Source organism: Spiroplasma endosymbiont of Nephrotoma flavescens, assembly GCF_964030835.1.
In the GTDB taxonomy this organism is placed as follows: domain Bacteria; phylum Bacillota_I; class Bacilli_A; order Mycoplasmatales; family Nriv7; genus Nriv7.
This window is the reverse complement of sequence record NZ_OZ034982.1, coordinates 841,391-855,433: the sequence shown is the minus strand read 5'-3', so window position 1 is coordinate 855,433 and position 14,043 is coordinate 841,391. Positions and strand designations below refer to the sequence as shown.

Sequence of the window (14,043 nt, the reverse complement as noted above, 5' to 3'; positions counted from 1 at the left end):
TAAATAAAATTGCAAAAGATTTCATATAAAAATTTCATGATGCTAAGTTTATTTTAGAAAAAGTAAATTTAAGGAGTTTTTATATGGGATACAAACATCTTGGCATAGATGAAAGAATTTATATTGAGAATCAATTGAAATTTAAAGTAAAAATTAGTGAAATAGCTAAAAATCTTAATCGAAGTATTAGTACTATTAATCGAGAAGTTAATAGAAATAAAGATAATAATCATTATTTTTCATTAATTGCACAAAATAAAGCAGAAAATAGAAAACAATTACATGTTTATTTTCATAAATTTAAAAATAGAGAATTAGTAAAATATGTACAACAAAAATTATTATTAGGTTGATCGCCTGAACAAATTTATGGCAGAATTAAAAATTTTCATTAAGAATGAATTATTAGTTTTAAAACAATTTACAATTGAATTTATTCTGGATTACTTGAAAAGGTTACTAGTAAAAATTTAAGAAGAAAAGGTAAGAAACGAAAATCTCAAGAAAATCGGGGTAAATTTAATGGTAAATCCATTAAAGAACGAAATGTTAATAATCGCATAACTCTTGGCCATTGAGAAGGTGATACTGTAGTATCATCACGAGGTAAAAGTAAATCATGTTTAATAACTTTAGTTGAAAGAACATCAAGATTTACTTTAGCAATATTAGTTGAAAATAGAACTACTAAAGTTATTAACAAGCCAAATTGTAAAGTTAAGTGCAACTAAATTATTTTTCTAACCAAATATTCGATTGGCGAAAGATAATTTAGTATTTTTCTTGGTCTTTGGTTTAAAGACAATATAAATTTATGAACTGCATTTTTAGTAGTGTTTGAAAAATTAAATTTTTTAGGAAATTTTTCTCTAATTAAACCATTAGTATTTTCATTAGTACCTCTTTGTCAAGGTGAATATGCATCAGCAAAATAAATTTTCACATTTAAATTTTTTTCAAGTTGTTGTCAATTAGCAAATTCTTTACCCCTATCAAATGTTATAGTCTTAACAAGATTATTTGGAAGAATTGATAAATAATGACTAATATTTTTGTTAATAACTTTAGTAGTTCTATTTTCAACTAATATTGCTAAAGTAAATCTTGATGTTCTTTCAACTAAAGTTATTAAACATGATTTACTTTTACCTCGTGATGATACTACAGTATCACCTTCTCAATGGCCAAGAGTTATGCGATTATTAACATTTCGTTCTTTAATGGATTTACCATTAAATTTACCCCGATTTTCTTGAGATTTTCGTTTCTTACCTTTTCTTCTTAAATTTTTACTAGTAACCTTTTCAAGTAATCCAGAATAAATTCAATTGTAAATTGTTTTAAAACTAATAATTCATTCTTGATGAAAATTTTTAATTCTGCCATAAATTTGTTCAGGCGATCAACCTAATAATAATTTTTGTTGTACATATTTTACTAATTCTCTATTTTTAAATTTATGAAAATAAACATGTAATTGTTTTCTATTTTCTGCTTTATTTTGTGCAATTAATGAAAAATAATGATTATTATCTTTATTTCTATTAACTTCGCGATTAATAGTACTAATACTTCGATTAAGATTTTTAGCTATTTCACTAATTTTTACTTTAAATTTCAATTGATTCTCAATATAAATTCTTTCATCTATGCCAAGATGTTTGTATCCCATATAAAAACTCCTTAAATTTACTTTTTCTAAAATAAACTTAGCATCATGAAATTTTTATATGAAATCTTTTGCAATTTTATTTACTTGCACTTACAAGTATAATTCAGCACAAAAATATTAGTCATTATTTATCAATTCTTCCAAATAATCTTGTTAAGACTATAACATTTGATAGGGGTAAAGAATTTGCTAATTGACAACAACTTGAAAAAAATTTAAATGTGAAAATTTATTTTGCTGATGCATATTCACCTTGACAAAGAGGTACTAATGAAAATACTAATGGTTTAATTAGAGAAAAATTGCCTAAAAAATTTAATTTTTCAAACACTACTAAAAATGCAGTTCATAAATTTATATTGTCTTTAAACCAAAGACCAAGAAAAATACTAAATTATTTTTCGCCAATCGAATATTTGGTTAGAAAAATAATTTAGTTGCATACGAGTAAAATTATACTATAGTTTAATTAAAATAATTATTATTGGGCGCATAAAGTTTTGTTAGGTGGGTAAAGATTTGAATAATTTTGAAAGAAAAGCAACTAAAAATTTATTACCTTTTTACTTGAAAAATAATTAATAAAACAAAATATTTAATATTAACAAACATATTCTTAATAAAAGGTTATAAAAACTAAGTAAAATGCTTATAAAAACAACATTAAAATAATTTTTTACAACAAAAATCATACATAAGAAATATATACTTAATTTGCATATTGAAATAATTTATAGTAAATGACTATTTTTTCTTTTTTTAAAAAATACCTAAGAAAACTAAACGCGACCTTTAGTTGCACTTAACTTTACAATTTGGCTTAAACAAGATATAATTAATATTACATAAATAGTAAAATAACATTGTTGTGAGGTAAAATGCTAGTGTCTATTAATAATAAGTCGTTATTGCAAATAAATATTAGCAATTTGCAAAAATTAGTTAATATTAATGATAAGAAAAGCTTAGAAAAAATTTTAAAAAATTTGCATAGTGCTGATTTAGCTGATGTAATTAATAAAATGGAAAATCTTAGTGAAGTTTTATATTTAGTACGGTTGTTAGATTCAAAAATAGCTAGTGAAGTTTTTATTAATCTTGATACGGAAATAAAAATAATGTTATTAAATGAGTTAAATAATACGGAAATAACGCAAATTGTTAATCAATTATATGCTGATGATATTGTTGAATTATTGGAACAAATACCTGAAGAAGTTGTGAAAAAGCTTATTATCAATGCATCGCGTGATAAAAGAAAAGAAATTAATATTTTATTAAATTATGAAGAAAATAGTGCTGGTTCAATTATGTCAGTTGATTTTGTGCAGTTGCTTCAACATGAGAAAGTTGGTCAAGCATTGGAAAAAGTGAAACAACTGGATGAAAGAGCAGAAAATAGTGATAAGTATTATGTTACTGATAGTAAGAATAAGTTATTAGGAGTTATTAGTTTAAGAAATTTAGTTTTTGCTAATAGCAAAGAAGAAGTTAATAGTGTAATGGAAACTAATGTTGTTAGTGTTGATGCTCATAGTGATCAAGAATTAGTTGCTAATATTGTTCAAAAATATGATTTAAATGAAGTTGCTGTTGTTAATAAGCAAAATGTGTTAATTGGAATTATTACTGTTGATGATATTTTAGATGTTATGGAAGAAGAAGCAACAGAAGATATTGAAAAGTTAGCTGCGATTAAACCAACTGAGATGTTATATTTAAAAACTCCAGTTTGAAGAATTGTTCGTTCGCGAATATTTTGATTGTTATTTTTATTAGTATCAGCTACTTTTTCAGAATTAGTTATTGATGCTTTTTTACCTTTATTTGGTGCTAATAAAAATAGTAGTGATTTATCTAATAAGTTTTTAACTTTATTAGTACCGTTATTACCAATTATTGCTGATACGGGAGGAAATTCTGGAAGTCAAGCATCAACGACTATTGTGCGTGCATTATCATTAGGTGATGTTACAGTTAAAGATTATGGGCAAGTTGTTTGGAAAGAATTAAGAATATCTTTTTTTGTTGGTTTAATTTTAATTTGCTTTAACTTTATTAGAATGATTATTATTAATCTTATTAAATATGATGGTGTTTTACATTGAGATCAGTGAGCTTCAATGATTACAATTTCATTATCTTTATGAATCGTTATTATTATTTCTAAAGTAGCGGGAGGAATTTTACCAATTGTTGCAAAATTATTAAGAATGGATCCAGCTGTTATGGCTGCTCCTTTGGTAACAACAATTATTGACTGTGTATCAACAACAATCTTTTTTTCTATCGCTTTACTATTTTTTGTTACTTAATAGATAGGAGAATAATATGAGATTACGAAATAATCCGCAAGCAAAAATATTTTTAAAAAATAATTATCAAATTGTTATTCAAGAGCCCCAAACTTATCAAGGTAATTGAGCATCAAAAATTTTTAATAATACTCAACCTTGTCATTTAGAAATTGGATGTGGTAAAGGAGACTTTATTATTGCTATGGCACATAAATATCCAATGATAAATTTTATTGCCATTGAAAAATCGGAAGTAGTATTAATGGTAGCAGTAAAGAAAGTGGTAGCATTAGAAAAAATTCCTAATAACTTAAAATTTGTTCAAATTGATGCTAATAATATTTTAAATATATTTGCTATTAATGAAATTACCGAAATATATCTTAATTTTTCTGATCCATGACCAAAGAAAAAACATTATAAAAGAAGGTTAACGCAGCCTAAATTTTTATTAGCATATAAAAATATCCTTGTTGATGCTGGTAAAATTTTAATTCGTACTGATAATGCGATATTATTTGACTTTACTATTAATAGTTTGAGGAGTGATTCTCATTGAAAATTATTAGTTCAAGAGCAAGATAGTTTATCTAGTATGTTTTTAACAGAGTATGAGAAGAAATTTATTAAACAAAATAAAGTAATATATTATTTAAAAGTAGTAAAAAATTCGTTTTAATAAAATTATTTGATATGCTGAATTATACTTGTAAGTGCAAGTAAATAAAATTGCAAAAGATTTCATATAAAAATTTCATGATGCTAAGTTTATTTTAGAAAAAGTAAATTTAAGGAGTTTTTATATGGGATACAAACATCTTGGCATAGATGAAAGAATTTATATTGAGAATCAATTGAAATTTAAAGTAAAAATTAGTGAAATAGCTAAAAATCTTAATCGAAGTATTAGTACTATTAATCGAGAAGTTAATAGAAATAAAGATAATAATCATTATTTTTCATTAATTGCACAAAATAAAGCAGAAAATAGAAAACAATTACATGTTTATTTTCATAAATTTAAAAATAGAGAATTAGTAAAATATGTACAACAAAAATTATTATTAGGTTGATCGCCTGAACAAATTTATGGCAGAATTAAAAATTTTCATCAAGAATGAATTATTAGTTTTAAAACAATTTACAATTGAATTTATTCTGGATTACTTGAAAAGGTTACTAGTAAAAATTTAAGAAGAAAAGGTAAGAAACGAAAATCTCAAGAAAATCGGGGTAAATTTAATGGTAAATCCATTAAAGAACGAAATGTTAATAATCGCATAACTCTTGGCCATTGAGAAGGTGATACTGTAGTATCATCACGAGGTAAAAGTAAATCATGTTTAATAACTTTAGTTGAAAGAACATCAAGATTTACTTTAGCAATATTAGTTGAAAATAGAACTACTAAAGTTATTAACAAAAATATTAGTCATTATTTATCAATTCTTCCAAATAATCTTGTTAAGACTATAACATTTGATAGGGGTAAAGAATTTGCTAATTGACAACAACTTGAAAAAAATTTAAATGTGAAAATTTATTTTGCTGATGCATATTCACCTTGACAAAGAGGTACTAATGAAAATACTAATGGTTTAATTAGAGAAAAATTTCCTAAAAAATTTAATTTTTCAAATACTACTAAAAATGCAGTTCATAAATTTATATTGTCTTTAAACCAAAGACCAAGAAAAATACTAAATTATCTTTCGCCAATCGAATATTTGGTTAGAAAAATAATTTAGTTGCACTTAACTTTACAATTTGGCATATAATAAATAATAATAAATGTTAAAATAAGATAAAAGTTAAGAGGTGGCTTTAATGATTAAAATTAAGTTAAATGATTTACCAAGTAAATATGGTACTATTAAGCAAATTTTAGTTGAACAAGGGAGTCATGTTAAAGCCTTTCAAAATATTTTGCTTGTTGACTGTGAGGGTCAAGAGATTCCCGTTAGTACTTTATTTGATGGTGATATTGAAAAATTATTTGTTGCTGAGGGTGATAGTGTTAAACGCGGTGATGTTGTTGTTAAAATGAAGATTATGTTGAAAGAAATTGTCTCTGAAAAATCAGTAAAACCAATAAAATCGTCATCAAAAAAGCTGTTTTCTAATTGAGAAGAACTAGAAGAACGAGAGCAAGAATTAAAATTTAATTTATCAGAAAATCAATCACATTTAGAAAATGGTTTTACAGCAGAATTTGAAAAAAAAGTTATTAATGAAAAATTATCGCCAACGCCAAAACCTAAATCGTTAAATCAAGTAATTGAAAAAAAACAAAGTATTATTAATTCTAATAGTGTTATTAGTGATATGCAAGAAAAAAATGAATCTGGTATTTCTAAATTTCGTCAAAGAATTTTAAATAAATTAAGTGATATTCAAGAAAAAACTCCATTGCCTGAAAATAATTTAAGTTCAAAAACAACTTCAGAAGAGTTAATAAAGAAAAATGAAAAACCGTTATCATTTCGGGAAATAATTATGAAGCGAATGAATAATTTGCAAGAACAAGTTGCTACAGTTAAAGAAAGTAAAACGCAATCAAGTGATGCAAATGCTTCTTTTGTTGATAATGCTCGGAATACTATTTATAAAAAAATTGATTTAATTCAAAAAGGTAAAATTAATAACGATAGTAATATTGAAGAAATTAATAAAATAATTTCTGAAGAAGTAGATGATAAACTAGAAACTAATGAAATTAAAGAAACTATTAAAAGTCAATATCAACCATTAGGGTATCAAGAAAAGAATACTGAGCAAGACAAAGTTGCTGTTTCTCAGTCAGAAGTAAATTTAAAAGAATTAATTGATGAAGTAACTGATGAAAATATAAATACTCAACAAAGTAATCAAGGAATAAATAATATGTTGGAAAATTCAGGTCATCAATATGTACCTAGTTATTTTCAGCAACCAGTATTTATTCCACCAAAATATGTTCCAATTGTTAATCCACAATTAATGGCTTTTTATCATACTGATATGCAACAATCTTTTAATTCATTATCTCAAGAACAGTTAGAAAAGATTGCTAAACAAAATTTAATTACCCCATTAGAAAATAATTTAAGGAATGAAAATTTAACTAATGATAATGGTGTTAATATTGAAATTAATCATTCTGCTGAACAAAAGAGTGGTCATTTAGAAACTAGAAAAATGCTTTCAAAAGCAAGAAATAGTGCTGTGGAAGCATTGATATTAAGTAATAAATATGTTCCACATTTAACATTAAATTGTGAAGTTGATATGAATAATGTTATTGCTCTTTGTGAAAGGATGTCTTTGCATAGTAATAATAGTAAGACACGGTTGAATTCAATGGTATTTATAATTAAAGCAATATCTTTAAGTTTAGAAGAATATCCAAAACTTAATGCTAGCTATGATGCTGATACTAATGAATTAGTTATTAAGAGATATCATAATATTGCTATTGCTCGACAATATGCTGATGGTTTACAAACTCCAGTTATTAGATTAGTTGATAAGTTATCAATAGCACAGTTAGCAACTGATATGGAGCAATCTGATCAAAGGATTCGGGCAAGGAAAACAAATGACCTTGAATTTGTTGGTAGTACCATTACTATTACTAATTTTGGAATGGTTGGTGCAAATTCAGGTATTTCACCAATTTTTTATCCTAATGTTGCGGTTATGGGGATTGGTAAGATTTTAAGAAAACCTGTTGTTTATGGTCAAAGTGTGACTATTAGGCATATGATGAATATAACATTAACAGTTGATCAACGAGCTATTGATATTTATGATGCGGGACAATTTTTAGAAACTTTAAAAAATAATTTAGAAAAACCATATATTTTATCACTAAGTTAATCTTAGTTTTAGGGCGCATAAAGTTTTGTTAGGTGGGTAAAGATTTGAATAATTTTGAAAGAAAAGCAACTAAAAATTTATTACCTTTTTACTTGAAAAATAATTAATAAAACAAAATATTTAATATTAACAAACATATTCTTAATAAAAGGTTATAAAAACTAAGTAAAATGCTTATAAAAACAACATTAAAATAATTTTTTACAACAAAAATCATACATAAGAAATATATACTTAATTTGCATATTGAAATAATTTATAGTAAATGACTATTTTTTCTTTTTTAAAAAATACCTAAGAAAACTAAACGCGACCTTTTTTTACGAATAAGTTTACATTCTTTTAAAATAGTTATATAATTTTATCGGTTAATAAAAACCATTATATATGGCGACTGTGGCGTAATGGTTATCGCATTGGTTTGTGGAACCAACATTCGTGGGTTCAATTCCCATCAGTCGCCCCATTTTTATTTAAATTAAAATATTCTCATAAATGTACTTTCCTTTATAGGTCGTATAAAGTTTTCAGGGGTCTAGATATAATCTAGATCTCTTTTTTCTTTAACTAAAAATATGTTTCTAAAAGTATCTTTCATTAGAAATTCTTAATGAAATTTGCTGAATTATACTTGTAAGTGCAAGTAAATAAAATTGCAAAAGATTTCATATAAAAATTTCATGATACTAAGTTTATTTTAGAAAAAGTAAATTTAAGGAGTTTTTATATGGGATACAAACATCTTGGCATAGATGAAAGAATTTATATTGAGAATCAATTGAAATTTAAAGTAAAAATTAGTGAAATAGCTAAAAATCTTAATCGAAGTATTAGTACTATTAATCGAGAAGTTAATAGAAATAAAGATAATAATCATTATTTTTCATTAATTGCACAAAATAAAGCAGAAAATAGAAAACAATTACATGTTTATTTTCATAAATTTAAAAATAGAGAATTAGTAAAATATGTACAACAAAAATTATTATTAGGTTGATCGCCTGAACAAATTTATGGCAGAATTAAAAATTTTCATCAAGAATGAATTATTAGTTTTAAAACAATTTACAATTGAATTTATTCTGGATTACTTGAAAAGGTTACTAGTAAAAATTTAAGAAGAAAAGGTAAGAAACGAAAATCTCAAGAAAATCGGGGTAAATTTAATGGTAAATCCATTAAAGAACGAAATGTTAATAATCGCATAACTCTTGGCCATTGAGAAGGGGATACTGTAGTATCATCACGAGGTAAAAGTAAATCATGTTTAATAACTTTAGTTGAAAGAACATCAAGATTTACTTTAGCAATATTAGTTGAAAATAGAACTACTAAAGTTATTAACAAAAATATTAGTCATTATTTATCAATTCTTCCAAATAATCTTGTTAAGACTATAACATTTGATAGGGGTAAAGAATTTGCTAATTGACAACAATTTGAAAAAAATTTAAATGTGAAAATTTATTTTGCTGATGCATATTCACCTTGACAAAGAGGTACTAATGAAAATACTAATGGTTTAATTAGAGAAAAATTTCCTAAAAAATTTAATTTTTCAAACACTACTAAAAATGCAGTTCATAAATTTATATTGTCTTTAAACCAAAGACCAAGAAAAATACTAAATTATCTTTCGCCAATCGAATATTTGGTTAGAAAAATAATTTAGTTGCACTTAACTTTACAATTTGGCAATTAAAAAGAGCAATTGCTCTTTTTATTAATTTTCTTTTTGATTTTTAATCATAATTTTTTTAGTTTTTGTTTCTTCTTGTTTTGAAATTTTGATATTTAAAATTCCATTGTCAAATGAAGCACAAATTTTGTTTTCATTAATATTATTTGGTAATCCTATTGAACGGTAGAATGAACCAAAATATCTTTCTTGAATATGATAATTGTTTTTTGTTTCTTCTTTCTTTTCTTCAGTTTTAGTTTGAATTGTTAAAATGTTATTATTGATTTTTAAATCAATATTTTCCTGCAATATACCTGGTAATTCAGCATTTAAACAATACTCGGTATCGGTTTCATAAAAATCTATTTTTGGCGAAACTGATTTATTTTCATAAATTGGATGTGTTAATTTATTAAAATCTTCAAAGAAATTAGAAAAAACATCATCAATACTATTTAATCTACGATTAACATTTTTATCATAATTTGTTAAATTGCTTTTTATTTTCATATATAGTCACTCCTTATAATAATTTTATAAAATAAATTATTTAAAAAAATTAAATTAATGTTTTAATTTTACAATTTGTAATTGCATTTAGGTATTCCACCGGCCTTGGTAGTAATTATTTCTTTAATTAAATTTGACATTTTTCTATAACCCTCCTTATAACAAAAATATAATAAAATTAATTATAGGTTGTTTGTATCAACCTATTTAAATTATAAAACTATAATAAAATTTTGTCAATGAACACCTTAGAGTGCTAAAATATTTTTAGTAATTTATAGGAGTTGATATTATAGTGTATGATTTATTAAGAATAAATTAAATGAATTAATTATATTTATGTATTTTTTTATATTTATGTATTTATTTAAATATTTTTTTATGTATTTGCTGAATTATACTTGTAAGTGCAAGTAAATAAAATTGCAAAAGATTTCATATAAAAATTTCATGATGCTAAGTTTATTTTAGAAAAAGTAAATTTAAGGAGTTTTTATATGGGATACAAACATCTTGGCATAGATGAAAGAATTTATATTGAGAATCAATTGAAATTTAAAGTAAAAATTAGTGAAATAGCTAAAAATCTTAATCGAAGTATTAGTACTATTAATCGAGAAGTTAATAGAAATAAAGATAATAATCATTATTTTTCATTAATTGCACAAAATAAAGCAGAAAATAGAAAACAATTACATGTTTATTTTCATAAATTTAAAAATAGAGAATTAGTAAAATATGTACAACAAAAATTATTATTAGGTTGATCGCCTGAACAAATTTATGGCAGAATTAAAAATTTTCATCAAGAATGAATTATTAGTTTTAAAACAATTTACAATTGAATTTATTCTGGATTACTTGAAAAGGTTACTAGTAAAAATTTAAGAAGAAAAGGTAAGAAACGAAAATCTCAAGAAAATCGGGGTAAATTTAATGGTAAATCCATTAAAGAACGAAATGTTAATAATCGCATAACTCTTGGCCATTGAGAAGGGGATACTGTAGTATCATCACGAGGTAAAAGTAAATCATGTTTAATAACTTTAGTTGAAAGAACATCAAGATTTACTTTAGCAATATTAGTTGAAAATAGAACTACTAAAGTTATTAACAAAAATATTAGTCATTATTTATCAATTCTTCCAAATAATCTTGTTAAGACTATAACATTTGATAGGGGTAAAGAATTTACTAATTGACAACAACTTGAAAAAAATTTAAATGTGAAAATTTATTTTGCTGATGCATATTCACCTTGACAAAGAGGTACTAATGAAAATACTAATGGTTTAATTAGAGAAAAATTTCCTAAAAAATTTAATTTTTCAAACACTACTAAAAATGCAGTTCATAAATTTATATTGTCTTTAAACCAAAGACCAAGAAAAATACTAAATTATCTTTCGCCAATCGAATATTTGGTTAGAAAAATAATTTAGTTGCACTTAACTTTACAATTTGGCAGAAAAGATAATAATCATTATTTTTCATTAATTGCACAAAATAAAGCAGAAAATAGAAAACAATTACATGTTTATTTTCATAAATTTAAAAATAGAGAATTAGTAAAATATGTACAACAAAAATTATTATTAGGTTGATCGCCTGAACAAATTTATGGCAGAATTAAAAATTTTCATCAAGAATGAATTATTAGTTTTAAAACAATTTACAATTGAATTTATTCTGGATTACTTGAAAAGGTTACTAGTAAAAATTTAAGAAGAAAAGGTAAGAAACGAAAATCTCAAGAAAATCGGGATAAATTTAATGGTAAATCCATTAAAGAACGAAATGTTAATAATCGCATAACTCTTGGCCATTGAGAAGGTGATACTGTAGTATCATCACGAGGTAAAAGTAAATCATGTTTAATAACTTTAGTTGAAAGAACATCAAGATTTACTTTAGCAATATTAGTTGAAAATAGAACTACTAAAGTTATTAACAAAAATATTAGTCATTATTTATCAATTCTTCCAAATAATCTTGTTAAGACTATAACATTTGATAGGGGTAAAGAATTTGCTAATTGACAACAACTTGAAAAAAATTTAAATGTGAAAATTTATTTTGCTGATGCATATTCACCTTGACAAAGAGGTACTAATGAAAATACTAATGGTTTAATTAGAGAAAAATTTCCTAAAAAATTTAATTTTTCAAACACTACTAAAAATGCAGTTCATAAATTTATATTGTCTTTAAACCAAAGACCAAGAAAAATACTAAATTATCTTTCGCCAATCGAATATTTGGTTAGAAAAATAATTTAGTTGCACTTAACTTTACAATTTGGCATTTATAAAAATAATGTAAAATTAATTTTATAGAGGTGATAAAGTGAAAATAATAACTATTTGTAATTTTAAAGGTGGGGTTGGCAAAACAACATTGTTAACTGGTTTTGCCAGAACCCTTGCTCAAAATAATTTTAGTATTTTGTTGATTGATCTTGACCCGCAAGCTAATTTAACAAGTGTTTTTAAAAAAGATAATAATGAAAATATAGGTTCAGAGCAGTGATTTAAATCGCCAAACAAAATAAAAACAGAGGATTTAATTAACACTATTGAAATTTCAAAAGAAACAAATATTAGTTTAATTCCAACAAATTCTAAATTTGATGATATTAATAGATATTTATCTTCCACTAGTGGAAGAGAATTTATATTTCAAAAGAATATAAATAAAGTCAGAGATTTTTTACAAAATAAATATGATTATGTGTTGATTGACACAAACCCAAGCTTAAATGACACTAATATTTGTGCCTTAGTTGTTGCTGATGAAATTTTATTAGTAACAGAGCCTCATAGGTTTTCAAACAGTGGAGCAATTAAGGTAAAGGAAATTTGAGAAGAAATATGTGATAATTTAGAAATTAAAAATAATTTAAAAACCATTATTTTAAATAAGGTAAATAAGTCAGTGGCAAGAGAACAAGTAAAAGATATTTTATATAAAAAATACGAAAACTTACTATGTAAAAATTTTATTCCTTTTACGGCTAATGTAGATAAATCTACAATGTTAAATAATATTAATATTACTCAAAAAAATCCTTTTGTGAGTTTAACAAATGAGTTAATAAAAAGAAATATATTTAATATAAAACCAAAAGAAGGGGTTTTATATCATGAAGAATAAAAATTTATTAAATTTTGGTTTTGATGATGAAAATTTAACAAAAGGCGTTAAACCAAACGAACCTAATATTGCTGTAAAAATAATTGAAAAAAAAAAGAAAATATCAAAGTAATTTTATTTCTTTACCTAAAAATGAAAAAAATGATTAGACTTAATATTATTTCTTCTAAACAAACAGAAAATATGTTAAATGAATTAAAACAATTCAATTATAAAATTAATCGTAGTAAAATATACAGAGATGCTGTTCAGAAAATATACGAAGAAGTAATCAAGGAAATCAAATAACACAGTTAATTTGATAATATACTAATTAGAATAGAAAAACAACATTTTTTAAATAAAAAGTATATAATAATTTTGTAATTAAATAAATAAAAAAATGGAAACACAAATCATTTTGATGCGACGGACGCATAAAGTTTTGTTAGGTAGGTAAAGATTTGAATAAGTATTAAGACAGTCAGCAATGATTGTCTTTTTATTTTATAAGGTGTTAAAAATTTGTTCTTTGAAAATTAAATACAAGTGAATTAATGATGTTGGTATGTATTAAGACACGATAAATTGTGGGTGGTCGCCATAACCAAAAGAAGTTTACCAGTTAATAGATAGCACCCTATTAGCTATAGCAATTTGTTTCGTTTTGCAATAAAAAAATGAATGGGTGGATTTCCTAAAAATATACACGCTATTAAATTAGTTCCAAGGGTAGGATGCGGATATTAAAGTGTAGAAATTTCTATATAGGGGTATGCTAAGTTTAAAATTATTAAAATCTTTATCTAATTAAAAAACAAAATTTACTAACAAAGCTTGTTAAACACTTAAATCTGCGATATATAAGTGTTTAAAAAACTAAGTTAACTAAC

Annotated in this window: 14 protein-coding genes and 1 tRNA gene; 12 read left to right on the top strand and 3 right to left on the bottom strand. The window is 24.0% G+C overall.

Annotated features, from left to right (window positions below):
- The first annotated feature begins 83 nt into the window (after positions 1-83).
- Positions 84-395: a helix-turn-helix domain-containing protein gene (locus AAHN02_RS05010; protein ID WP_342277525.1), complete on the top strand. Its 312-nt coding sequence runs from the start codon at positions 84-86 to the stop codon at positions 393-395.
- A 38-nt stretch (positions 396-433) separates the two neighbouring features.
- Here AAHN02_RS05010 and AAHN02_RS05005 read toward each other — a convergent pair whose 3' ends face one another.
- A complete protein-coding gene (locus AAHN02_RS05005; RefSeq protein ID WP_342277524.1) occupies positions 434-703 on the bottom strand; it encodes a hypothetical protein in 270 nt (89 codons plus the stop codon).
- A 24-nt stretch (positions 704-727) separates the two neighbouring features.
- Positions 728-1,672, bottom strand: coding sequence for an IS30 family transposase (locus AAHN02_RS05000; protein ID WP_338966716.1), 945 nt, complete (start codon positions 1,670-1,672; stop codon positions 728-730).
- A gap of 68 nt (positions 1,673-1,740) precedes the next feature.
- On the opposite strand from AAHN02_RS05000, the gene AAHN02_RS04995 reads away from it, so the two are divergent.
- The 7 genes from AAHN02_RS04995 (at position 1,741) to AAHN02_RS04965 (ending at position 9,499) form a co-directional block, all read left to right on the top strand.
- Entirely contained in the window at positions 1,741-2,109 is a 369-nt protein-coding gene (locus AAHN02_RS04995) for an IS30 family transposase (RefSeq protein ID WP_342277523.1), read from the top strand.
- Positions 2,110-2,556: 447 nt separating this feature from the next.
- The gene (gene mgtE / locus AAHN02_RS04990) at positions 2,557-3,987 is read left to right on the top strand and encodes a magnesium transporter (RefSeq protein ID WP_342277522.1); all 1,431 of its coding nucleotides are present in this window, start codon (positions 2,557-2,559) and stop codon (positions 3,985-3,987) included.
- Between the two features lie 16 nt (positions 3,988-4,003).
- Positions 4,004-4,648 (top strand): tRNA (guanosine(46)-N7)-methyltransferase TrmB, encoded by a 645-nt coding sequence (gene trmB, locus AAHN02_RS04985; RefSeq protein ID WP_342277521.1) that lies wholly within the window; start codon positions 4,004-4,006, stop codon positions 4,646-4,648.
- 124 nt (positions 4,649-4,772) lie between these two features.
- Entirely contained in the window at positions 4,773-5,717 is a 945-nt protein-coding gene (locus AAHN02_RS04980; protein WP_338966716.1) for an IS30 family transposase, read from the top strand.
- A gap of 79 nt (positions 5,718-5,796) precedes the next feature.
- Positions 5,797-7,827 (top strand): 2-oxo acid dehydrogenase subunit E2, encoded by a 2,031-nt coding sequence (locus AAHN02_RS04975; protein WP_342277520.1) that lies wholly within the window; start codon positions 5,797-5,799, stop codon positions 7,825-7,827.
- Positions 7,828-8,217: 390 nt separating this feature from the next.
- A tRNA-His gene (locus AAHN02_RS04970) sits at positions 8,218-8,293 on the top strand.
- Positions 8,294-8,554: 261 nt separating this feature from the next.
- Positions 8,555-9,499: an IS30 family transposase gene (locus tag AAHN02_RS04965; protein WP_342277519.1), complete on the top strand. Its 945-nt coding sequence runs from the start codon at positions 8,555-8,557 to the stop codon at positions 9,497-9,499.
- 51 nt (positions 9,500-9,550) lie between these two features.
- Here AAHN02_RS04965 and AAHN02_RS04960 read toward each other — a convergent pair whose 3' ends face one another.
- Positions 9,551-10,018 carry an Hsp20/alpha crystallin family protein gene (locus AAHN02_RS04960; protein ID WP_342277518.1) on the bottom strand — a complete coding sequence of 156 codons (468 nt, stop codon included), beginning with the start codon at positions 10,016-10,018 and terminating at the stop codon, positions 9,551-9,553.
- 497 nt (positions 10,019-10,515) lie between these two features.
- On the opposite strand from AAHN02_RS04960, the gene AAHN02_RS04955 reads away from it, so the two are divergent.
- The 4 genes from AAHN02_RS04955 to AAHN02_RS04940 all read left to right on the top strand — a co-directional run bounded on the left by AAHN02_RS04955 (position 10,516) and on the right by AAHN02_RS04940 (position 13,283).
- Positions 10,516-11,460: an IS30 family transposase gene (locus tag AAHN02_RS04955; RefSeq protein ID WP_342277391.1), complete on the top strand. Its 945-nt coding sequence runs from the start codon at positions 10,516-10,518 to the stop codon at positions 11,458-11,460.
- Complete coding sequence (locus AAHN02_RS04950; RefSeq protein WP_342277517.1) at positions 11,461-12,297, top strand: IS30 family transposase; 837 nt, start codon at positions 11,461-11,463, stop codon at positions 12,295-12,297.
- A 67-nt stretch (positions 12,298-12,364) separates the two neighbouring features.
- Positions 12,365-13,171, top strand: a complete 807-nt coding sequence (locus tag AAHN02_RS04945) for a ParA family protein (protein ID WP_342277516.1) — start codon at positions 12,365-12,367, stop codon at positions 13,169-13,171.
- Complete coding sequence (locus AAHN02_RS04940) at positions 13,161-13,283, top strand: hypothetical protein (RefSeq protein ID WP_342277515.1); 123 nt, start codon at positions 13,161-13,163, stop codon at positions 13,281-13,283. Before AAHN02_RS04945 ends, AAHN02_RS04940 begins: the two co-directional genes overlap by 11 nt.
- The last annotated feature ends 760 nt before the right edge of the window (positions 13,284-14,043 follow it).